Here is a 23,229-nt window from a genome sequence, read left to right on the forward strand (position 1 = left end):
CATCCGAGTCATCCGCGGCCGAGGCAGGTTCAAACCTGGGCAGGCGGCTGATTGGGCTCTTGCTGAAGAGCCGGAATATCCGGCTCTCGATTCCGACGCGACTGCCGGTCATTGCGCTGGCGTCGCCCGTGGACCTGTTGCTGGTCGCGATCCTGTCGGCCGTCTCCGGGACTTTCATCATCATGGTGATCACGGCTGGCGTCAGCGAACAGAACGACGAGTTCATGTCCCTCGAACTGGGGCTGGCATTCGTCGGCTTGCTGCTGATCTATCGTTATGCCCAGACTTTGCTGCTGAGGAAAAGCGCCCGGGCGATCGAGGAGGCGCTCCACGAGCAGCGGGTGCGTGTCGCGGTGAAAGTCCTGCAACTCGACCTGAGCGATCTCAACCAGGTCAGTCGGACGGCCTTGCTGGATGGCATGGCCCGCCACTACGAGGCGGTGTCGCAGGCGACGATGCCCATACTGAGCGGATTTCAGAACGGGATCCTGCTGCTGCTCGTCATTCTCGATCTGTTCTGGCAATCGTTCGTCACGGGCGTTCTCACCGTGATCTTCGTTGGGTTGATCATCCAGTACTATCTGAACCGCGAAGGCGAGCTGAAGACGCAGATGATCGGTGCCGCGCGTGCGGATGCGTCCTTGCGCGCGACTGCCGAAGATCTCGTCGACGGCTTCAAGGAGCTGCGCCTGAGCCGGCCCAAGCAGGAGGCGATCCATCGGGAGATCGTCGAGCTTTCGGGCAACGTCGCGCGATGCAGGACCCAAGGCGCGGCCGTGATCAGCGACCTGGTCATCCTGGCCGGGTCCACGTCCTACATGCTCGGCGCGGCCGTGGTCTTCATCCTGCCGCTGATCTCCAGCGTCACGGGGGCGGAGCTTTCCAAAATCGTGACCACCGAGCTGTTCCTGCTTGGACCGCTGGGGGCAATGGTGCGGGCCGCTGAGCCGCTGTCCATTGCGCGCTTCTCCCTGAGCGGAATCGATGCTTTCGAAGCCTCGCTCGACCAGCGCGGCAAGGCGGCGCAGGTTGCATTCCCGGCGCCGCGGACGTTCGAGCGCATGCAGATGGATCGTGTCGGCTATGCTCATCGGCGCGGCGTCGGCGAAGAGGGATTTGCAATCCGCGACGTGACTTTCGAGCTGTCGCCAGGCGAGCTCGTCTTCGTCACCGGCAACAACGGATCTGGCAAGACAACGATGCTGCGGGTGCTGACGGGGCTCTACCCGGCCGGGCACGGCGCGATCTCCGTCGACGGCCGGGTGATTTCCGAGGCGACGATGGAGAGCTATCGCGGTCTGTTCTCGACCGTCTTCTCCGACTTCCACACCTTTCGAAAGCCTTATGGATTGGACGAGGCGGGGCTGGCGCTGTTTCGGCAAACTGCGCAGGACCTCGATATCGCCGACAAATTGCCGCCGGATTTCGAGCAGGGATACGACCCCGAGGCGTTCTCCACCGGCCAGCGCAAGCGGCTGGCGCTGGCGCTGGCGATGGCGGACGCGCGCCCGATCCTGGTCCTCGACGAGTGGGCCGCGGATCAGGATCCCGGCTACCGTGAGCGCTTCTATCGAACCATTCTCCCTCGCATCAAAGCGACCGGCAAGGCGATCATCGCGGTGACGCATGACGAACGCTATTTTGAACTTGCGGACCGGCGCTACCACATGGAGGACGGGCGGCTAAAGCCGGTCGATCCGACGTGAATTTTCAGCGCACGATCCGCCGGCTGTCGACGGGCCTGATTTTCGTGATCCTGCTCACGCTCTTCGTCGTGTTCATGCTCTGGCGTCACATGGTGATTTCGGTGCCGGCAGGTCATGCGGGCGTGATGTGGTGGCGCTTCTTCGGTGGCACCGACGTGGTCAATCCTGCCAGGGACGAAGGCCTGCACCTGATTTTTCCGTGGGACCAGCTCATCGTCTACGACACCAGGCTGCAGGAGTTCACCGAGGATTTCGGGGTCGTGTCCAATGATGGACTGAACCTCCGCGTGAGCGCGAGCATCCGTTGGCGGGCGCGACGCAGTCAGCTGGGCACGTTGCATCGCTCGATCGGCCCGGACTATGTAAGGCTCCTTCTGCTTCCCGAGGTGGGATCCATCCTGCGCGAAACGATATCCCGGTATAAGGCCGAGGATCTCTACGCCAAAGACCGCCATGCCATTCAGGAGGTGATCTATCGCACCCTGATCTCGTCGCACGGTTCTAGTATCGGCGGATCGGCCGACGAGCAGGGCACGACCGCGACGATCTCGTTGACTGACGTCTTGATCTCCGAAGTGAAGCTACCCGATACGCTTCGGGCGGCCGTGGAGCGCAAATTTGCCCAGGCGGAATTCGTCGAGGAGTACCGCTTCAAGGTGCAGAGCGAGATGCTCGAGAGCCAGCGCAAGGAGGTAGAGGCGAACGGAATTCGCAGGTTCCAGGAAATCGTCACGCCGACCATTTCCGACGCCTATCTGCGATGGACGGGGATCGAGGCCACCCTGAAGCTGGCGCAGTCGCCGAACAGCAAGGTGGTGATGGTTGGCAACGGACCGGGGGGCATCCCGGTCATCCTGAACGGCTTTGAGAGTCAGAAGCCGGCCACGGTCGCGGCGCCGGAGGCCGATGCCGCGATGAAGGCGCCTGAGACGCCACCGCCGCCGGCCATCCAGCCCCAGGCGGCCGAACGAAACGAAACCGCCGGCACGCCGGTTCCCGTGCCCGCCCCGAGGCGCGGATCGCCGCGACGGCGGGAAGTGCCGGTCCAGCGGTCGGGCCCAGGCGTCGTCCCATAGTCGCTGGCCGCGGGCTTCCAGGGCGCCCTTCGAAAGCTGCACTTCAAGTCGCTGCGATTTAGCTTTAACTTGCGCAAGCCAGCTCAAGCCTTTGTAGCGCTTGATTTTCGCTGGCTGAGAGGCGAGGTTGCCGCCCGCCGGGATCGCCCCGGCATGCGGCCCGCGACGTTGGAGGATGATGTGGCAAATCAAGTACAGGATCTGACCCCGGACGAGGTCTCCAAGGGTGTCGCGGAAGGCCGCTATCTGCTCGTCGACGTGCGCGAGCCGAACGAGGTCGAGGCCGAGGCCTATCCCTACGGCGTCGTCGTGCCGCTCTCGACCTTCGATCCCAAGGCGATCCCCGATCCGCAAGGCAAAGAGGTCGTGTTCGCCTGCCGCTCCGGAAAGCGTTCGGTGACCGCCTCGCTCGCAGCGCAGGCGGCGGGCCTGCCCTACGACAAGCATCTGGCCGGCGGCATGCTGGGCTGGAAGGCGGCGGGTCTTCCCAGCAAGGTCGGCTGATCCACCTGATGTCCAAAAGCTCGTCCCTGAATCAGGTCTTTGCGGACCTTCCCGTCACCATCTTCGAGGCGATGTCGCAGGCCGCGCGCGACAACAACGCCATCAATCTCGGCCAGGGCTTTCCTGATGATCCCGGCCCGGAGGACATCCGCCGCGCGGCGGCCGACGCGTCGCTGAACGGCTACAACCAGTATCCGTCGATGATGGGCATCCCGGAGCTGCGCCAGGCGATCGCGACCCATTACGGCCACTGGCACGGGCTCAAGCTCGATCCGATGAGCGAGGTGATGGTGACCTCCGGGGGCACCGAGGCGCTGACCTCGGCGATCCTCGCGGTGGTCCAGCCCGGCGACGAGGTGGTCTGCTTCCAGCCGGTCTATGATTCCTATCTGCCGATCATCCGCCAGGCCGGCGGCATTCCGCGCCTGGTGCGCCTCGAGCCGCCGCACTGGCGGCTGAATGAGGACATGCTGAAAAGCGTCTTCAACAAAGACCAAGGCGGTGCTGTTCAACAATCCCTTGAATCCTAGCGCGGTGGTCTATCCGCGCGAGGACCTCGAGCTCCTGGCGCGCTACTGCCAGGAGTTCGACGTCATCGCGATCACCGACGAGGTTTGGGAGCACGTCACTTTCGACGAGCACAAGCACATCCCGCTGATCACCATCCCCGGCATGCGCGATCGCACCATCAAGGTCGGCTCGGCCGGCAAGATTTTTTCGCTGACCGGCTGGAAGATCGGCTTCGTCTGTGCCGCGCCGCCGCTGCTGCGCGTGGCGGCCAAGGTGCATCAGTTCCTGACCTTCACCACCGCGCCGAACCTGCAGGCCGCCGTCGCCTACGGCCTCGGCAAGCCGGACGAGTACTTCCTGTCGATGCGCAAGGACCTGACGCGGAGCAGGGACCGCCTGACCAAGGGCCTCGAAAGCCTCGGCTTCCCCGTGCTGAAGTCGCAAGGCACCTACTTCCTCACCGTCGACCTGTCGCCGCTCGGGCTCAACGAGAGCGACACCGAGTTCTGCTGGCGGATCGTGAAAGACTACAAGGTCGCGGCGATCCCGGTGTCGGCCTTCTACGAGCAGGACCCGGTGACCTCCGTGGTGCGCTTCTGCTTCAACAAGAAGGACGAGACCCTCGACACCGCGCTGGAGCGGCTGTCGGACGCGGTGCGCGGGCGCAAGAGGTAGACAGAGATGACGAACGTCAGCCGCTCCGGTTTTGGCCTTGGCCTCGCAATCGCCGCCGCGCTGACGTTGCTCTCCGCCCCTGTTCGTGCCGAGGAGCGGGTCGTCAACTTCTACAACTGGTCCAACTACATGGCGCCGGATGTCCTCGAGGCCTTCACCAAGGAGACCGGCATCAAGGTGGTCTATGACACCTTCGATGCCAACGAGACGCTGGAGACGCGCCTGATGGCCGGCAAGTCCGGCTATGACGTCGTGGTGCCCACGGCCTATTTCCTCCAGCGCCAGATCAAGGCCAACATCTTCCAGAAGCTCGACAAGGCGAAGCTACCGAATTTGGCCAATGCCTGGCCGATGGTGAACCAGCGCCTCGCGACCTACGATCCCGGCAATGACTTCGCCGCCAACTACATGTGGGGCACGACGGGCATCGGCTACAACGTCGCCAAGCTGAAGCAGATCCTCGGGCCCGATGCCAAAATCGACAGCTGGGACATCGTCTTCAAGCCGGAGAACCTCGCAAAATTCAAAGACTGCGGCGTCCACATGCTCGATTCCGCCGACGACATCTTTCCGGCGGCGCTGAGCTATCTCGGGCTCGATCCGAACTCGACCAAGCAGGCCGACCTCGAGAAGGCCGCCGACATCGTCGCCAAGGTTCGCCCGTCGGTGCGCAAGTTTCACTCCTCGGAATATCTCAGCGCGCTTGCGACCGGCGAGATTTGCTTCGTGGTCGGCTGGTCCGGCGACATCATGCAGGCCCGCGCCCGTGCGGCCGAGGCGAAGTCAGGCATCGAGATCGGCTACACCATCCCGAAGGAGGGCGCGCAGATGTTCTTCGACAATCTCGCGATCCCCGCGGATGCGAAAAATGTCAAAGAGGCCTATGAGCTGATCAACTATCTCTACCGCCCTGATGTCGCCGCTGAGAATTCGGACTTTTTGTCCTACGCCAACGGCAACCTTGCCAGCCAGAAGCTGGTCGATCCGAAAATCCTGAACGACAAGAACATCTATCCGGACGAGGCGACGCTTTCAAAACTGTTCGTCATCACGGCGCGTGAGCCGGCCACGCAACGGGTCATCAACCGGCTCTGGACCAAGGTGAAGACGGGGCGGTAATCGCCTCGCCACTCATTTTCTGCAAAACAACCCCATGCACAGTAGAACCGCGACCGGCAGGTTGGTGGCAGTCGCGGCGCGTAAGTCGCGATGCCGTTTGGCCTAATCGCTCCACAGGCGCAAGGGCTGCCGCCTACCACGCATAACGCACTGTGCCCTTGCCCGTGTAGGTCTGCGCGTTGCGCGAGAATTCGCCCTCGACCGTTCCTGCCAGCGACAGACCATTTCGCCATGTCATCTCGGCGCGACCACCGACGAGTGCGGAGTCGGCGGCGGGACGCGCGCCGTTGACGGTGAAGGCGGCGCCGGGGAGCGTCTGGAAGGCGGCGTTCACGAAGCGGTTGGTGTTGGTGTCATGCGCCCAGGCGAGCCGGCCGCGCAGGGTGAGCAAACCATTGTCAACCAGGAAGCGTTGGTCGGTGCGTGCGCCGAGTTCGGTGCGAACATTGGTCGTGTCCTGCGCGGTGTAGGACAACGCGAACTGGTTGCTGCCGACGAGCGCGGTCTCGCCATAGCCAGGGAGGTGGAAGGTGGTGGCCTGCACCGCCGCGTAGGGCGTCACGCCGAAGGAGGAGGCGGGGACGGGCGCGAAGCGCCAGCCGGTTTCCAGGCGGCCGGCAAAGGTGCTGGCCTTGAAGTTCGCGGTGAGCTTGTCGGTGCCCGACACCGTCACGGTGCGGTCGGTGGTGACGTCCTGCCAGCCATAGGCAAGCGCAGCCGACACGTAAGCCGGCCCGATATTGTGGCGGGCATAGAGGCCGGCCTGGAAGACATCGGCGCGGCCGCTGCCGAGTGCATCCGCAACGGAGAAGTTGAAGCCGGCGCCGCCGAGGGCGAAGCCGACCAGCGTGTCCGGCGATATCCGATAATCGGCGCCGGCCGCCGTGCCGTAGATGCGGCTGGTGGTGGAGCTCGAACCGGCGGCTGCGTTGCCATTCAAATTGCTGGCGCCGCCATAGCCTGAGGCCCACACGCCCCAGCGCCGATCGAGGACCTCGCCGTTCGCCTCGCGTGGCGTCACCGCGGCATAGGCTTCACGCACCCCGGCGTCGCCGCCGATAGCCTCGTCCGGCGCATAGCCCAGCGCTCCGCCGTCGGCACTGCCCGTGTTGCGTCCGCCGTCCATGCCGCCGCCATTGAGCGGATCGAGCATGCCCAAAAACTGCTGCATGGCGTTGAACGCGGCTTGCGTGCTGGCGGCGCCGGGCTGGCCTGAGATCTGGCTGAGTGCCCGGTTCAATTGCGCGCCGCTCATGTTGAGCAGCGTATCGAAGCCGGCCGGCGGCGTCGCACCATTGTCCACCGCATTGTTGATGCCGCCCGCGACGCTGGTCTGGTTGCCGCTCGTGCCCGCCGGCAGGATGATCTTGCCGGGATCGAGCACGAGATAGACGTTGTTGAGGTCGTAGGTGAGGTGCGGATTGCGGGCGCCGGGCGCGAAGGTGCTGCCGGTGAGGCCGGCGAACGATGTCCCCCCGAATCCGCCGGTCGCGGTGAGAATGGTGTAGGTCTGGCCGCGGAAGCTGCCGGGGATCGCGATTGCCTGCACCGTGGCGCCGGTGAGCGTCGCGGTGCCCGTGACGTTGGTCCGGTCGGCTGCGGTCGTGGAGACCTCGATCGTGTAGAAACTGCCGGCACTGAAGCTGAGGTCGCCGCTGACGGTGAGGGTGCCGATGGAATTGCCGGGTGCGAGCGTACCGCCGCTTGCAATCGTGGTGTTGCCGACGATGCCGGTGCCGCCGAGCGTGCCGCCGGCATTCACGGTGACGCCGCTCGATGATGCGATCGAACCGTTCACCGCGAGCGTGCCGCCGTCGACCGTGGTGGCACCGGTGTAGGTGTTGACGCCCGACAGGGTCAGCCGGCCGGTGCCGACCTTGACCAGCGATGTTCCGGTGACGTTTCCGTCACCGGTGAGCACGCCGGTGACAATTGTCGACAGATTGTTGCCGCCAACCGTCAGTTCTATGCCGTTGAGGTCGAAGCGACCGTTGCCCGCGATTGAGCCGGCGCTGAGCTTGCCGTCGCTGTTCGGGCCGGGAGTGAAGAAGTTGATGACGGCGGTGGAGGCGGTGTTGATGAGCTGCGCGTTGTCGGGCGTCGAGTTGCCGTCGAACAGCACATTGCCGCTGTTGGTGATGACAGCATTGCCGGCGGTGGAGTGACCGTAGAACGTCAATTGATTGGTGTTGGTGATGACGGCGTTGCCGGCCGTGGCGCTGGTGTCGAAGACCAGCTGGGCGTTGTTGGTGATGGTCGCGCTTCCCCCTGTAGAGGTGCCGCTGAACGCGATCTGGCCGTTGTTGACGATCGTCGCATTGCCCGCGGTGCTGGTGTCGAAGAATGTGACAATGCCGGTGCTGGTGTTGGTGAGGGTCGCATGACCGCCCGTGGCCTGGTTCGAGAACCACATCGGGCCATTGTTGGTGATGGTGGCGCTGCCCGCGGTTGCGCTGTCGAGAAATTGGAAGGACTGGTTTATATTGTTGACGATCGTCGCATTCCCCGCGGTGCTGGTATTTCCGAAGAAGAGCGAACCGTTGCTGTTGATGATGGTCGCGTTGCCGGCCGTGCTCGTATTGGCGAAGGCGATTGCACCGCCGGTGATCTCGGCACTTCCGGCGCTGGCGGCGTCGAAGAAGGTAATACCACCTTGATTGTCGATGGTCGCGCTGCCGGCCGTGCTCGAATTCGAGAAGGTCACGTTACTGGTGTTGGTGATGCCGGCGTTGCCGGCCGTGCTGCTGTTCAGGAAGTTCAGCGATGCAGCGTTGCTAATTGTGGCGTTGGCCGCCGAACTGGTGTCGCGGAAGCTGATCGAGTTGGCTACGTTGTTGGTGATGTTGGCGTTACCGGCCGTGCTCGAGTCGACGAAATTCAAAGAGGCAGACTGGGGATGCATGTAATCGCCAGCATTGATGATGGTCACGCTACCGGCCGTGCTTGAGTTCCTGAAATACACATCGCCATTATTGGTGACGGTTGCGCTGCCGGCCGTACTGGCGTCGAGGAAAGTCAGGGTGGCGAAGTGATTGTTTGTGATGGTGGCGCTGCCGGCCGTGCTTGAGGCGGTGAAATCCACCGTGCCGCTGTTGGTGATGCCTGCGCTTCCGGCTGTGCTCGAATCGTTGAATCTGATCGCGCCGCTGTTGGTAATCGTCGAGCCGCCATTGATGATCGTGCCGGCGACGTTGACGCCATCGGCCCTGCTCGAGCCGTTGAAGGTCAGGGTGCCGCCGTTGGTGATGTCCGTGCTGCCGGCCCCGCTCGAGTCGTTGAAGGCCAGGGTGTCATGATTGATGATGGTCGAACGGCCGGAGAAGGTTCTGCTTGTGAGGTCGTACGTGCCCCCGGCGACACTCGTGCCGTTGAAGGTCAGCGTGCTGCTGTTGTCGATGCTGGCGTTTCCGGCGGTGCTCGTGTCGCTAAAGCTCACGGTGCCGCTGTTCGAGATGTTGATGGAGCCGGCACTGCTTGTGTTGCGAAAATTTGTGGTTCCGCCGTTGGAGATGCTGGTGATGCCGTTCGTGTCGGCGTTGACGACGTTGAACGTGGCCCCGCTGCCGACGCCGACTGTCCCCAAAATGGCGCCGGTCACACCGCTATTGCCGAGCTGGAGCGTGCCGCCCGAAATCGTTGTCCCCCCGCTATAGGTGTTGTGTCCGGTCAGGATGAGCGTCCCGGCGCCGGCCTTGGTGAGCGATTTGCCGTTCCAGCCCGTCGCGGCGTTCGCCGCCTGATCGGTCAGTGCTGCGCCGACCGTAAAGGTGTCGGTGGCGTTGGTCAGCGTGAAGGTGCCGTGGGCGAGGGAGTTGCCCGCGGTCCAGCTCAGACCGTAGCTGGCGAGGTATTGCAGGCCGTCGGTCGATTTACGGGTGGACATCGAGAGGTAGTCCACCGTGCCGCTGAAGCCGCCGACGGTGACGGCGGCGAAGTCGCCGCTGATGCCCGATCGAGTGTCGATCAGCACCTTGTCGAGCTGGCTCGCATCGCTGATGCCGCTGATGTTGAGGGCGACGCCGTTGCCGATCGCGACGCGGTCGGCGGACAGCGCGGGGCTGTTTGTGCCGGCAGTAATGGAGAGTGCAGTGTTGTTGCCGAGGGTCACGGTCTGCGCGACGTTCAGGGTCGTCGGTGTCTGGATCGCCAGCGCGCCGCCTGTTACGTTGACGTTGCCGCCCAGATTGTTGCTGCTGCTTGCGCTGCCGTCACCAAATTGCAACCGGCCGCTGGAGACGGTTGTGTCGCCGCTATAGGTGTTCGTGCCCGTCAGGATCGTGGTGCCCGAACCGATCTGCTGCACCGAACCGCTGCCGGAAATGTTGACGGCGAGGGTGACCGTGTTGCTGCGGTTGAAGGCGAGCACGCTGTCATTGGCGACAGTGCCGACGATCGAGCCGGTCGTGCCGCCATTGCCGATCTGCAAGGTGCCGGCCGCGATCGTGGTGCCGCCGGTGTAGCCGTTGCTTCCGGTCAGGATCGTGGTGCCTGAACCAACCTGCTGCAGGGAGCCGCTGCCCGAAATATCGCCGGGCAGGGTGACGGCATCGCTGCGGTTGATGGTGAGCACGCCGTCGTTGACGACATTACCGGCAAGCGAGCCGGTCGTGCCGCCATCGCCGATCTGCAAGGTGCCGGACGAGATCGTGGTGACGCCTGTGAAGCTGCTGCTGTTTCCGGTCAGGATCGTGGTGTTCGAACCGACCTGCTGCAGGAAGCCGCTGCCTGAGATATCACCGGCGAAGGTGATCGTGTCGCTGCGGTCGAAGACGAGCGTGCCGTTGTCGACGACATTGCCGAGAATAGAGCCGGTTGTCCCGCCATTGCCGAGCTGGAGTGTGCCGCCATTGATCGTGGTGCCCCCGGCATAGCTGTTGTTCCCGGAGAGGGTCAGCGTGCCGGTGCCGGTCTTTACCAGCGAACCGCCGGTGCCGATGATGCTGCCGCTCATTTCGGTCGATTGATTGTTCGAGCCGACCGTTAGTTCGTTGGCGCCGAGAATGTAAAAGCCAATGCCCGCGATCGAGCCGGCCGTGAGCTTGTGATCGCCAGCGGCGCCTGTCGAAGACGAAAAATCGAGGAAGCTGTTATTGATGATGGCGGCGTTGCCGGCATTACTATGGTCGTAGAAGTTCATTGTCGAGTTGTTGGTAATGGTGGCGCTTCCCGCGCTGCTGTTGTCGTGGAAGTACGTGACCGAGTTGTTCGTAATCGTCGCGCTGCCGGCGCTGCCGGTGCCATCGAACTGCAGAAGGGAATTGTTGTTGACGGTTGCATGCCCGGCGCTGCTGCTGGCGGAGAAGTACAGAGAGCCGGCACTATTCGTTATTGTGGCATTCCCGCCGGAGCTCGTGCCTTGAAACTGGGTGTAGCCCCCGTTGTTGAGGACCGCGGTGCCGGCAATCGAGTTGTCGTTAAAATAAAAGAAGCCGCCGCTGATATTCGTCACCGTAACATGGCCGGCGTTTGAACTCGCAAAGAAAGCGACAATTCCCGCGTTGGAAATACTGCTGATCGAATCGGTGCTTGAATTGACGAATCCGAGATTGCCGGGATTGTTCACGGTCACGGCGCCCTGGATCGAGCCGAAGCTCGTGGATGTGCCGAGTATCAGCCAGCCGTTCGAGACCGTAGTGCCGCCGGAGTAGGTGTTAATCCCGCTCAGCGTCTGCGACGCGCCGCCGATTTTTTCCAACGAGCCCGTGCCCGAAATGACGCCGCTCATCTCGGCGTCTGAATTGTTGCTGCCGACCATCAGATGATTGGCGCCGAGAACATAGTTGCCGGCCCCGGCAATCGAGCCTGCGTGGACATTGCCATCTCCCCCGGCGCCCGTCGTCCCGGAGAAGTCGACCGTGCCTCCTGCGTTGCTGACGATCCCGAAGGCCCCGCCGTCGGAGCGGTTGAGGAAGTTTGTCGTTCCGCTGTTGGAGAGCGTGCTGATGCCACTCACATCGGTATTGACGAGATTGAGCGTGCCCGAGGCGCCGACGTTGATTGCGCCTTTGACCGCGCCAATGCTACTGAGCGTGCCGAGTTGGAGAGTGCCGCCGTTGACGGTGGTGCCGCCCGTATAGGTGTTCATTCCCGACAGGGTGAACGTGCCGGAACCGGTTTTGACCAGCGATCCGCCAGCCCCCGAGATGACGCCGCTGACCTCGGTCGACTGGTTGTTGGAGCCGACCGTCAGTTGGTTGCTACCGAGAGTGTAGGCGCCTGCACCCGCGATCGAGCCGGCCGTGAGTTTGCCGTCCCCGGCGGGGCCCGCAGAATTCGTAAAATCGACCACCCCTCCGGCATTGTTGGTGATGGCCGCGTCGCCGGCCGTGCTGTTGCCATAGAAGGAGACGGTTCCGGCACTGTTGTTGACGATCGAACCGGTGCCGCCAGTGGCACTGCCGGAGAATTTCAGAAGGTTGCTGTTCGTGATGGCCGCATTGCCAGCCGTGCTGGTGCCGTCAAAAGTCACCGTGCCGGTGTTGGTGATCACCGCATTGCCGGCTGAGCTGCTGTCGTGGAAGAAGATAGACTGCGGGTTCGTAATCGTCGCGCTTCCGGCCGTGCTATTGTCACCGAAAGTCAGGCTGCCGAGGTTGTTCAGGGTCGCGGCGCCGGCCGTGCTGGCGTTGTTGAAGAACACGCCGTTATTGTTGGTGATGGACGCGCTTCCGGCCGTGCTATTGTCACCGAAAGTCAGGCTGCCGAGGTTGTTCAGGGTCGCCGCGCCGGCCGTGCTGTTAGCGGAGAATGCGACAACTCCGCCAGCCCCGTTGGCGATGGTGGCGGCGCCCGCCGAGCTGGCGTTGGCGAATGTCACAACGCTGCCAGATGAGTTGTCGATTTCAATGCCGCCACCATTGACGACGATGCCTGCCCCCGTGAACGTCAGGTTCGACTGGATGAGGATGGTGTAGCTTGAGGCGCCGGCATTGAAGGTCCAGCCACCGACCGTGACGCTCGGGTCGGTGTACAGGCTTGTCGTGTTTGAGGTGCCGAAGTAGGCGGTGCCGGATGGGACACCCGCGTCCCAATTGGGGCCAAAGTTATACAAACTGTTGCTGGGGGACGCGAGCCAGGTGGCATCCTGCGCCTGCGACGGCGTCGCCGGCAACGCCCAGGCCACGACCAGCGCCGACGATGTCAGCAGCGCGGCCCGCAGGCGGCGGGGCGACCCGAAAAACTCTTTCGGTCTACCACTCATAACGCACCGTGCCCTTGCCGGTGTACGTCTGCGTGCTCCGGGAGAACTCTCCCTCGACGGTGCCCGCGAGCGAGAGGCCGTTCCTCCATTTCATCTCGGCGCGGCCGCCGAGAAGCGCGGAATCGGCTGCCGGTTGCGCGCCGTTGACCGCGAAGGCCGCGCCCGGCAGCGTCTGGAAGGCCGCGTTCACGAGTCGGTTGGTGTTGGAATCGTGCGCCCAGGCGAGCCGGCCGCGCAAAGTGAGCACGCCGTCGCTGACCAGGAAGCGCTGGTCGGTGCGGGCGCCGAGCTCGGTGCGGACGTTGGTCGTGTCCTGCGCGGTGTAAGAGAGCGCGAACTGGTTGCTGCCGACGAGCGCGGTCTCGCCGTAGCCGGGCAGATGGAAGGTGGTGACTTGTGCGGCCGCATAGGGCGTCACGCCGAAGCTGGAGGCGGGGATGGGTGCGAAGCGCCAGCCGGTTTCCAGGCGACCTGAGAAGGTGCTGGCCTTGAAGTTCGCGGTGAGCTTGTCGGTGCCCGACACCGTCACGGTGCGATCGGTGGTGACGTCCTGCCAGCCATAGGCGAGGGCCGCGGAGAGATAGGCCGGGCCAAAGTTGTGGCGGGCATAGAGGCCGGCCTGGAACAGATCGGCACGGCCGCTGCCGAGGTTGTCAGACAGCGCGAAATTGTAGCCGGCACCGCCCAGCGCAAAGCCGACCAGCGTGTTCGGAGAGACGCGATAGTCGGCGCCGACCACGGTGCCGTAGATGCGGCTGGTGGTCGTGCTCGAACCGGCCGTGGCGTTGCCGCTCAATGTGCTGGCGCCGCCATAGCCGGAGGCCCACACGCCCCAGCGCCGGTCGATGACCTCACCGCTGGCCTCGCGCGGTGTCACCGCGGCATAGGCTTCGCGCACCCTGGCATCGTTCGGTCCGTTGGACGCGTAGCCCAGCGTCCCGCCATCGCCGCCGGCTGCACCGCGCTCGCCGTCCGAGCCACCACTGAGCGGATCGAGCATGTTCGTAAACTGCTGCATGGCGTTGAACGAGGCTTGCGTGCCTGCAGCGCCCGGCTGGCCCGAGACCTGGCCGAGCGCGCCGTTGAGCTGCGGCTGGCCCATGTTGAGCAGCGCATCGAAGCCGGCCGGCGGCGTCCCGCCGCCCGCGACGGCTCCGTTGATGGCGCCGGCAACGTTGCTCTGGTTGGCGCCGGTGCCCGCCGGCAGCACGATCGTGCCGGGATCCAGCACGAGATAGACGTTGTTCAAATCATAGGTGAGGTGCGGATTGCGGGTGGGGCTGAAGCTGCCAGTGACGCTCAGCCCGGTGAATTGCGTTCCACCGAGCCCGCCGGTCGCATTGAGAATGGTGTAGGTCTGACTGCGGAAGCTGCCCGGTATCGCCACCGCCTGCACGGTGGCGCCGGTGAGCGTCGCGGTGCCCGAAACATTGGTGCGGTCGGCGGCGGTCGTGGAGACTTCCACCCTGTAGAAGCTGCCGGCGCTGAACGCCAGATTGCCGCTGACGGTGAGGGTGCCCACGGAATTGCCGGGCGCCAGCGTGCCGCCGCTCGCAATCGTCGTGTTGCCGACGACGCCGGTGCCACCGAGCGTGCCGCCCGCGTTCACGGTGACGCCGCTCGATGCCAGGATCGAGCCGTTCACCGCCAGCGTGCCGCCATCGATGGTGGTGGCGCCGGTGTAGGTATTGATGCCCTCCAGCGTCAGCGTGCCGGTGCCGACCTTGATCAGCGAGGCGCCGGTGCCGCCGCCCGATCCGCCATCGGCGAGCACGCCGGTGACGTCGGTCGACAGATTGTTGCTGCCGACCGTCAGCTCGTTGGCGCCGAGATAGAATGTCCCGGCGCCGGCGAGCGAACCGGCGGTGAGCTTGTGGTCGCCGTTGGGACCTGACGTCATCGAGAGGTCGAAGACGGAGCCGAGCGAAGCGTTGAACAATTGTGCATTGCCGGCCGTGGAGTTGCCGTCGAACAGCGTGTGGCCGACGTTGGTGATGGTGGCGCTGCCGGCCGTGGCATTGGTGTCGAACACCAGCGTGGCGTAGTTGGTGATGGCCATGTTGCCGGCCGTGGCACTGGCGCCGAACACCAGCTTGCCGTCGGCAATCGTCGCGCGCGTAAATGTGTCCGTGCCGGTCAAGGTCAGCGTGCCGGCGCCGGATTTGGTCAGCGCGCCGCCGCCGAGGTTCTGGCTGACGACAAAATTGTTGGCCACCGCCGCAATATCGAACGTGCCGCCGCCGGCACCAAAGGTGATGCTGCGCGTGGTTGCGCTGAACGTCGTTCCGGTGATTTGCAAGGTCCCGCCGTCGAAGGTCAGGGCCCCTGCGAGGTCCCCCAGATTGGCGTCGGACGAGACGCTGACGGTGCCGCCGGCGAAGGTGGTGCCGCCGGTATAGGTGTTCGTCCCTGACAGTGTCAGCGTGCCGGTGCCGGTCTTCACCAGCGAACCGCCGGTGCCGCCGCTCGCGCCGCCATCGGCGATCACGCCGCTGACGGTGGTCGACAAATTGTTGCTGCCGACACTCAGCGCACTGGCGCCGAGATCAAAGGTGCCGTTGCCGGCGATCGAGCCGGCGCTGAGCTTGTGGTCGCCGTTCGGGCCGGAGCTGCCGGAGAAATCGAAGACGGCATTGGCCGCGTTGTTGATCAGCTGCGCATTGCCGGCGGTGGCGGCAGAGAGGAATTTGGTCGTGCCGCCGGCGTTGTTGGTGATGACGGCACTGCCGGCCGTGCTGTTTTCGTCAAAAGTCAGCTGACCGGTGTTGGCGATAACGGCGCTGCCGGCTGTGCTGCGGACGAGGAATTTGATGGTGCCGGTGTTGATGATGGAGGCGTTGCCGGCCGTGGCGTCGTCGCGGAAAACCAGCAGATTGGAGCTGGTGATGGTCGCGCCGCCAGCCGTGCTGTTGTCGTAGAAATACAGGTAGGCATTGTTGGTGAGCGTGGCGCTGCCGGCCGTGCTGTTCGTGTTGAACGACAGCCAATTGTTGTTGGTGATCGCTGCATTGCTGGCCGTGCTGTTGTCGTAGAAATACAGGTAGGCGTTGTTGCTGTTGGTGATAGCCGCACTGCCGGCCGTGGCGTTTCCGAAGAAAACGGCACTGCCGTTGGCGTTGTTGATGATGGTGGCGCTGCCTGCCGTGCTGGTATCGTTGAAATACAGGAGGTTGTTGTTCGTGATGGAGGCGCTGCCGGCGCTGGTCGCGTTGCGGAAATATGTGGTCCCGCTGTTCGAGATGCTGGTGATGCCGCTCGTGTCGGCGTTGACGACGTTGAACGTGCCGCTGGCGCCAACATTGACGGTCCCCAGAATGGTGCCGACGCTGCCGGCAGTGCCGAGCTGCAACGCGCCGCCGTTGATCGAGGTGCCGGCGGTATAGATGTTCGCTCCCGACAGGATCAGCGTGCCGGTGCCTATCTTTATCAGCGAGCCGCCGGTGCCCGCGATGACGCCGCTCACTTCGGTCGAGAGATTGTTGGACCCGACCGTCAACTCATTGACACCGAGCTGGTAGAAGCCCGCGCCTGCGATTGAGCCGGCGCTGATCTTGTTGTCGCCGTTGAGTCCCGTCGTGGCCGAGAAATCGACCGAGCCGCCGACATTATTGATGGCCGCATTGCCGGCCGTGCTGTTGCCCAGGAAAACCAGGATGCTGTTGTTGGTGATAGTGGCGGTGCCGGCCGTGCTGGAGTTGAAGAAATAGATGTTGCCATTGTTGGTGATGGTGGCGGTACCGGCCGTGCTGTTGTCCCTGAAATCGAGGTTGGCGTTGTTGGTGATCGTCGAACTGCCGGCCGTGCTCGACGTGAAGAAGGATATCAGACCGCTGTTGTTGTTGAGGGCGGCATTGCCGGCCGTGCTTTGGTCGAAGAACTGGAGGTTGCCACTGTTGTTGATGGTGGCGGCACCGGCCGTACTATTGTCCCTGAACTCGAGGTCGGCGTTGTTGGTGATCGTCGAACTGCCGGCCGTGCTCTGGTCGAAGAACTGGAGGGTGTCGTTGTTGGTGATCGTCGAACTGCCGGCCGAGCTCGAGTTGTAGAAGGCTACGAGGTAGCCGTTGTTTGCAATGGTTGCGGTACCGGCCGTGCTCGACGTGAAGAAGAGTATCTGACCGTTGCCGTTGTTGTTCACCGCGGCATTGCCGGCCGTGCTGCCGTTAAAGAACTGGAGGTCGCCGTTGTTGTTGTTGATGGTGGCGTTGCCGAGGGTGCCGCCATAGAACCCGCCATCCGCCGCGACGCTGTTGAAGTTGATCGTGACGCTGCCGCCGTTGACGGTGATGCCGGCGCCCATGAAGTTCAGCGAGTCGCTGACGTCAAAAACGTAGTTCGAGGCGCCGGCATTGAAGGTCCAGCCGCCGACCGAGGCGTTCGAAATCGACAGGCTGGTGGTGTTCGAGGTACCGAAGGAGGCCGTGCCCGCCGGCACGAAGCTGCCGTCCCAGTTGGAGCCGGTGCCATAGTCGTTGCTGCCGGGAGAGGTGAGCCAGGTGCCATCCGACGCGCCGCGCGAGGGCGCGGCTGGCAGCATCCAGGCCAAGACCAGCGCCGACGATGTCAGCAGCGCGGCCCGCAGGCGGCGGGTGGCTTTGAAACAATCTTTCCCCGTCCTCACCACGTCCCCCGGCATGCCTTCGCGAGTCCTCGACTGGATTCATCGCATTGGACGGGAGCGGTGTCCTGATAAGGGGTTGGCTTGTTTCTGAAGCTTTCTGATATTTCCGTTTCAGGGAAACTTTTCGGGCTTTTTCGACACAGTTGCCCTATATCAGCCGGCCAGAGAGACGCTGTGGGGGATCAGTTGCTTCGTTTCGCCGGCTTCGAGCTGGATCAGCAGCGCGCGGAGCTGCGCTCGGCCGATGGCGTTGCAATCAAGCTCCGGCCCAAGACCTTTGAGATGCTGCGGTTGTTTGCGACCAGCGGCGGCCGGGTGCTGAGCAAGCAGGAGTTGATGGAGGCGGTCTGGCCGAACGTCCATGTCGGCGAGGACAGCCTGTTCCAATGCATCCGCGAGCTTCGCACCGCGCTCAGTGACGAGCGGCGGCAGCTGATCAAGCTCGCCTCCGGCGGCGGCTATCTGCTGGCGACGGAGGTTGTGCTCACGGCGCACGCGCCTCCGCCCGCGCAGGCCGTCGAGATCGGGCCTGCGGCGCCGGCCGGAGGTGTCCCGGCCCAGCCGACGCCACAGCGCGCCATGTTCGGTTTGAGCCGGCAGGCCATGGTCGCCGCCGTGGCCGGGCTCTTTCTGGTCATCATGGGGCTTGCGGTGGCCGCGCCGGTACTGAGGCCGGACCTGCTGTTCAAGCGAACGCCGCCGAGGATCGCCGTGATGTCGATCGTTGACGCCAGCAACGATTCCCGCGGTGCGGTGATGGCGGCGGAGGTCACCGGCCGCCTGGCGGATGGTTTTGCCAAGATCCAGAACATCAGCGTAGTTGCACCACGATTGGCCGTCGCGGGCGGCGAAAGCGCCACCGCACCGGCCACCTCATCCGACTTCGAGCTGCGTGGCGAGTTGCAGCTGAGCGATCAGTCCTGGACGCTGCGGGCGCGCATCATCAAGGTGGACACCGGCGAGGTTCAGTCGGTCACGGCGGTGTCGGTCTCCGCGGACGAGGCGGACGCACAGCTTGCGCAATCCCGGCTCGCCGCCGGCGTCGGCCATGTGCTCGCACGCCGTCTCAACGAGATTCTGGAGCCGAGTGCAGCGCGCTCCAGGACGGCCGGCGCGTCCGCGGGCGGCGACAAGGTGGCAGTCGATCAGGCGCTCGCCTCGATCAACCAGACCACGCGCGAACGTTTTGGCGCGGCGCAGGCCATGGTGCGGAAGGCGCTGACCGACGACCCCGACAATGTCGATCTCGCGGTGGCGCTCGCCTCGCTCCAGATGCGCGGCATCCAGATGGTCTGGTTCAGCCCGGAGGAGGCGGTTACGGTCGAGGCGAGGGCCAATGCGACGCTCGAGCACACGCTGCGATTGAAGCCGAATTCCATTCCGGTGCTCGAGGCCCATTGCCGCTTCCTCAGCGCGACCAACCAATTCGTGCAAAGTCTCGTCACCTGCGCCAAGGCCTTGAGCTTCGATCCGTGGAACGGGTCTGCGCTCTATCTGATCGGCCTCGGGCAGGTCTATCTCGGGCGCTTCGACGATGCGCTCGCGACATTCCAGCAAGCCGATCGTTACGATGCGCCGCCGGCCTCGCGCTGGACCTGGCTGCTCGGCGCAGGCATGGCGAATGCCTTGATGGGGCGCTACGAGGAGGCCCTGCCGTGGCTGCAGCGTTCGATCGCGATCACGCCGGGGACCGGCCGCTCGCACTTTCTGCTCGCCGCTGCCTATCAGAGAACGGGCCGGTTCGAGGAGGCGAGGGCGGCGATCGCGGAGGGACTGCGCTTGCGGCCCGGCACGACGCGGGTCAGCGTCTGGCCGCCGATGAAGAACGCAAGTCCGGTTTGTATCGCAGCCTGGGAACGCGTCGTTCAGGCAGAGGTCGACGCAGGCTTGCCGGAGCAGTAAGCCTTACCGCCACCTGCGGTGCAGCCACAGCCACTGCTCCGGATGCTCGCGCACCCAGCCTTCTACCACGCTCGTAATCGCTTGCGTCGTGCCCTGGATGTCGATCTTGCCGTCGGCATCGCGCACCGGCTGGACCTCTTCCGTCAGTTCCGCAGCGAAGCGGTTGCCGGGCTTGCGGATGATGCGGACGCCGTGGATCGGGCATTCGACCTGGCGGAGCAGGCGGGCCAGCATCGGATTGGCGCGGGTCTTGCGGCCGAAGAAGGTGACCTCGACGCCGCCGGTGAGGTACTGATCGATCAGCATGGCGACGTGCTTGCCGTCCTTGAGCGCCTGCGCGAGGCGCAGCGGCGCGTCGCGCCCCGCAGGGATCAGCGTGCCCATGTTGACCTGGCGCATCTCCTGGATGATGCGGTCGGCCGAGGCGATGTTGGGGCGGCGGTAGAGGATCGCGGTATCGAGGCCATGCGCGACGGCGGCGAGCGCCGGCAATTCCCAATTGGCGAGATGGGCTGCAAAGATCAGCGCCGGCTTGCCGTCGTCGCGGATATGGTCGAACAGCTCGATGCTGCGCGCCGGGAGTTCGATCCGGCTGTTCTCGGGATGCGCGCGGTCGTAATCCCAGACATGGTCCATATGGGCGAACTCGGCGCCGACGCGGCCGAGATTGTCCCACACGCCCATCAGGATGGTTTCGATCTCTTCCGGCGACTTCTCGGGAAATGCCGCGGTGAGGTTGGCGCGGCCGATGCGGTGCTCGCGCAGGCGCGGGCCGATCAGTTTTACGGTGCGCGCGAAGAAGTCGGAGGTCTTGGCTGGATCGAAATAGCGCGTGGTGCGCAGCATGCCGACGGTGGCGGCACCGATCAGGCCGCCGCCGATCGATTTGGCTGCATTCCGCGCGCGAATCTTCGTGCTGATAGGAATCAGCGCCATGCGTCCGGTCAGGCCGGTTCGCGGGTCAGGATCAGCGAGGCGTTCTGGCCGCCGAAGCCGAACGAGTTCGACATCACCGCGGTGACGCGGGCGTCGCGCGCCTTGTTGCCGACGACGTCGAACAGGATCGTGGGATCCGGATTGTCGTAATTGATGGTCGGCGGAATGCGCTGATGCTCGAGCGTGAGCAGCGAGAAGATCGCCTCGACGGCGCCTGCGGCCGAGATGGTGTGGCCGACCATCGACTTGTTGGAGGTGACCGGAATCTTCGAGATGAGATCGCCGAACACGGCCGATGTCGTGTTGTACTCCATCTTGTCGTTCTCGGGCGTCGCGGTGCCGTGCGCGTTGATGTGGTCGATCTGGTCCGGCGTCATGCCGGCATCGGCCAGTGTCTTGTTCATGCAGCCGATGATCGGCTTGCCGTCGGGCGAGGAACGGGTGCGATGGAAGGAATCGGTGAGCTCGCCGCAGCCGGCGATGACGCCGAGAATTTTTGCACCACGCGCGACTGCAGCCTCGTAGCTTTCCAGCACGAGGGCGCCCGCGCCTTCGGCCATGACAAAGCCGTCGCGGTTCTTGGAGAAGGGGCGAGAGGCCGCCTGCGGGGGATCGTTCTGGGTCGACAGCGCCGAGAGCAGCGAGAAGCGCACCAGCGCTTCCGGATTGACGGTGCCGTCGGTCGCGACGCACAGCGCGGCATCGGTCTCGCCGCGGCGGATCGCCTCGACGCCGAGCTGGATCGAGGTCGCGCCCGAGGCGCAGGCCGTCGACAGCGAGATCGGCGAGCCCTTGGTGCCAAAAGTCTCGGCGAGGTGGGCTGCCACCGAGCCGAACATGAAGCGGTGGTGATAGGCGCTGTACTTGCCGCCGCCGGAGATGCGCAGCAAATCGTCATAGGTGAAATCCTGCGCGCCGACGGCGCGGCCGAGCTCGCGGCGCTGCGGCCACTCGACCTCGACCGGCGCGACCGCCAGGAAGAGGGGGCCCGGGAAATCGGCCTTGGCGCCGATACCGGCCTGCGCAAGCGCTTCTTCCGTGACCAGCTCAGCCATCCGCTCGGACAGGCCGGTGGAGGAGAACGGATCGACGCTGACGAAATCGACCGTGCCGGCCATCGTCGTCCTCAGGCCGTCGACCGGAAAGCGCGTGATGGTGCGGATGCCGGATTCGCCGGCGACGAGCTTCGCCCAATTGTCGGCCTTGCCGTTGCCGAGCGAGGTCATGATGCCCATGCCGGTAACGACGACGACGGGACGCCCGAGTTTGTCGCGTGGTGCAGTCATGTCGATCCCCCGCTTGAACTACTTCACAGCCTCGACCAGCGCCATGCCTTCGCCGCGCCAGTGTCCGGCCCCGACCACCACAATCTGGGTGGGCGCTCCCTGCATTTCAATCTCGGTCCCCGTGGAATCGTTCGGCGGGAATAGCGCGCCGCGCGAAATCGAGAGCGCGGCCAGCGCAAGGCCGAGCGGAAATTGCGTTTCCATGGTGTGGCCGAACATCGTGCCGGTCGCGCGCACCGGGACATCGGCATGGCCCTTCAGGAAGCCGCGTTCCTCGCTCGTCGCCGGCTCAGCGCCAGTTGCGCCCGAGATGATCGCGCCCTTGCCTTCGCGCTTGGGCAGTTTCGCCCAGAGCTTCTCCAGCGTCGCTTCCATGTCGCCGGACTGCTTGCGGCGGGCCAGATCAGTCACCACGCTCGACAGCTTTGCGTAAGGTTTTGCGCCGCGCGCTTCTGCGTGGGCCTTTGATTCCAGCACCAGGAAGGCGCCGGCCGAGCCGAGCGCGAAGCCGGCGTGGTCCTTGCGCGCCCAGACGGGAGCGAACTTGTCCTTCAGGTTGAAGTCGCCGAATTCGTAGAGGACCATCAGGTCCTTGCGCTCGCCATTATGCGAGCCGCCGACCAGCGCGATGTCGCTCTCGCCCGAGGCGATGCGCGACAGCGCGATGCGCGCGGCGTCGGCGCCGGCGACCTCTTCGCCCATGAACGTGCGCGATGTGCCGCCCAGACCGTTGACGATGGCGATGTTGCCGGCGAGCAGATTGGAGAGCTGGGCCAGGAACAGCGTCGGCCTGAGATCGCTCATCAGCCGCTCGTTGAGGAAGCCCGGCGCATTGGCGCCCTTGGCCTCGGCGGTGAGTACGCCGGTGTCGACGTTGAGATCGCGCTCGCCGCCGCCGGCGGCCACCACCATGTCGATCTTCGACAGGATGTCCTTGTTGCCCTTGATGCCGGCCGAGTCGAGCGCCAGGCCCGCGGCGTAGACGCCGATGCGCTGCCAGGCTTCCATCTGGCGCTGGTCGCCCTTCTTCGGGATCTGGCTGTCGAAGGTCACAGGCATCAGGGGATGCACGATGTAGGGCGCAAAGCCCTTCTCATCGACATTGATGCGCTTCTCCTGAAGCGCGGCCCAATTGGCGTCGAGACCCTCGCCGAGCGAGGTCGCAAGTCCAATGCCGGTGATCCAGACTTCCGTCTGGCCGGGCTTCGCAGCGGTGTCAGTCATGGCGATACGGCCTGTTGCGGAAAGCCGACGCGCTTGGCGACCGCGTCCATGTATCCGCGCATATCCGAGTTGGGGAAGGGGATCAGCGTGAAGGTGAGCGCCGAGTTCGCACGCAGCTTGCCGTCGACCCTGATCTTGGCCTCGGTCATCGCGTAGCCCGAGCCCTCATGGGCGAGGCTTGCCTCGAGGGTCATGACGTCGCCCGGGAAGACCGAGCCGCGCACCTTGGCTTCCTTCACGGCGGCCAGGATCGGCATGCGCTCGAACTTCAGCACGCCGAGCAGCAGAAAGCCCGAGGCCTGCGCCATCGATTCGATCAGCAGCACGCCGGGCATCAGCGGGTAGCCCGGGAAGTGCCCCTCGAAGATGGTGCTTTCCTTCGGAACCGTCGCTTCGACAACAATCCGCTTCTCGTCGACATTGAGGTCGACGATGCGATCGATCATGTGGAAGTATTCGAGTTGCATGA

The 23,229-nt window shown here is 64.4% G+C and carries 11 protein-coding genes and 1 pseudogene; 6 read left to right on the forward strand and 6 right to left on the reverse strand.

Annotation, left to right across the window (positions count from 1 at the left end):
* The first annotated feature begins 59 nt into the window (after positions 1-59).
* From BMW89_RS09520 to BMW89_RS09540, 5 genes and pseudogenes are all read left to right on the forward strand, one after another.
* The gene (locus BMW89_RS09520) at positions 60-1,706 is read left to right on the forward strand and encodes an ATP-binding cassette domain-containing protein (RefSeq protein WP_177195940.1); all 1,647 of its coding nucleotides are present in this window, start codon (positions 60-62) and stop codon (positions 1,704-1,706) included.
* Complete coding sequence (locus BMW89_RS09525) at positions 1,703-2,782, forward strand: prohibitin family protein (RefSeq protein WP_092025014.1); 1,080 nt, start codon at positions 1,703-1,705, stop codon at positions 2,780-2,782. Before BMW89_RS09520 ends, BMW89_RS09525 begins: the two co-directional genes overlap by 4 nt.
* Before the next feature lie 180 nt (positions 2,783-2,962).
* A complete protein-coding gene (locus tag BMW89_RS09530; RefSeq protein WP_177195941.1) occupies positions 2,963-3,286 on the forward strand; it encodes a rhodanese-like domain-containing protein in 324 nt (107 codons plus the stop codon).
* An 8-nt stretch (positions 3,287-3,294) separates the two neighbouring features.
* Positions 3,295-4,471 (forward strand): annotated as a pseudogene (locus BMW89_RS09535) (aminotransferase).
* 6 nt (positions 4,472-4,477) lie between these two features.
* Positions 4,478-5,590, forward strand: a complete 1,113-nt coding sequence (locus BMW89_RS09540; protein WP_092025018.1) for a polyamine ABC transporter substrate-binding protein — start codon at positions 4,478-4,480, stop codon at positions 5,588-5,590.
* A gap of 133 nt (positions 5,591-5,723) precedes the next feature.
* On the opposite strand, the gene BMW89_RS09545 is transcribed toward BMW89_RS09540, so the two are convergent.
* Together BMW89_RS09545 and BMW89_RS09550 are read right to left on the reverse strand one after the other, a co-directional pair.
* The gene (locus BMW89_RS09545; protein ID WP_092025020.1) at positions 5,724-12,791 is read right to left on the reverse strand and encodes an autotransporter-associated beta strand repeat-containing protein; all 7,068 of its coding nucleotides are present in this window, start codon (positions 12,789-12,791) and stop codon (positions 5,724-5,726) included.
* Complete coding sequence (locus BMW89_RS09550) at positions 12,781-17,427, reverse strand: autotransporter outer membrane beta-barrel domain-containing protein (protein ID WP_092025022.1); 4,647 nt, start codon at positions 17,425-17,427, stop codon at positions 12,781-12,783. The genes BMW89_RS09545 and BMW89_RS09550 overlap by 11 nt, the downstream gene beginning before the upstream one ends.
* Before the next feature lie 171 nt (positions 17,428-17,598).
* Here BMW89_RS09550 and BMW89_RS09555 point away from each other — a divergent pair, with 171 nt between their 5' ends.
* The gene (locus tag BMW89_RS09555) at positions 17,599-19,314 is read left to right on the forward strand and encodes a tetratricopeptide repeat protein (protein ID WP_092025024.1); all 1,716 of its coding nucleotides are present in this window, start codon (positions 17,599-17,601) and stop codon (positions 19,312-19,314) included.
* Between the two features lie 3 nt (positions 19,315-19,317).
* Here the strand turns inward: BMW89_RS09555 and BMW89_RS09560 are convergent, their stop codons facing one another.
* Genes BMW89_RS09560 through BMW89_RS09575 form a run of 4 tightly spaced genes read right to left on the reverse strand, consistent with a single transcriptional unit; the run spans position 19,318 to position 23,227 of the window.
* On the reverse strand, positions 19,318-20,250 hold the full coding sequence (locus tag BMW89_RS09560; RefSeq protein WP_092025026.1) for a lipid A biosynthesis lauroyl acyltransferase: 933 nt from the start codon (positions 20,248-20,250) through the stop codon (positions 19,318-19,320).
* Positions 20,251-20,258: 8 nt separating this feature from the next.
* Entirely contained in the window at positions 20,259-21,536 is a 1,278-nt protein-coding gene (locus tag BMW89_RS09565; protein WP_092025028.1) for a beta-ketoacyl-ACP synthase, read from the reverse strand.
* Between the two features lie 18 nt (positions 21,537-21,554).
* Positions 21,555-22,760 (reverse strand): beta-ketoacyl-ACP synthase, encoded by a 1,206-nt coding sequence (locus BMW89_RS09570; protein WP_092025030.1) that lies wholly within the window; start codon positions 22,758-22,760, stop codon positions 21,555-21,557.
* A complete protein-coding gene (locus tag BMW89_RS09575; RefSeq protein WP_092025032.1) occupies positions 22,757-23,227 on the reverse strand; it encodes a 3-hydroxyacyl-ACP dehydratase FabZ family protein in 471 nt (156 codons plus the stop codon). The genes BMW89_RS09570 and BMW89_RS09575 overlap by 4 nt, the downstream gene beginning before the upstream one ends.
* Positions 23,228-23,229 lie beyond the last annotated feature (2 nt).

The organism is Bradyrhizobium sp. OK095, from assembly GCF_900109945.1.
GTDB lineage: Bacteria > Pseudomonadota > Alphaproteobacteria > Rhizobiales > Xanthobacteraceae > Bradyrhizobium.

Bases quoted from the DNA above. Each gene is read 5' to 3' on its own strand.
- BMW89_RS09565 (WP_092025028.1), bottom strand. From the start codon at position 21,536: ATGACTGCACCACGCGACAAACTCGGGCGTCCCGTCGTCGTCGTTACC.
- BMW89_RS09545 (WP_092025020.1), bottom strand. From the start codon at position 12,791: ATGAGTGGTAGACCGAAAGAGTTTTTCGGGTCGCCCCGCCGCCTGCGG.
- BMW89_RS09560 (WP_092025026.1), bottom strand. From the start codon at position 20,250: ATGGCGCTGATTCCTATCAGCACGAAGATTCGCGCGCGGAATGCAGCC.
- BMW89_RS09575 (WP_092025032.1), bottom strand. From the start codon at position 23,227: ATGCAACTCGAATACTTCCACATGATCGATCGCATCGTCGACCTCAAT.
- BMW89_RS09570 (WP_092025030.1), bottom strand. From the start codon at position 22,760: ATGACTGACACCGCTGCGAAGCCCGGCCAGACGGAAGTCTGGATCACC.
- BMW89_RS09540 (WP_092025018.1), top strand. From the start codon at position 4,478: ATGACGAACGTCAGCCGCTCCGGTTTTGGCCTTGGCCTCGCAATCGCC.
- BMW89_RS09550 (WP_092025022.1), bottom strand. From the start codon at position 17,427: ATGCCGGGGGACGTGGTGAGGACGGGGAAAGATTGTTTCAAAGCCACC.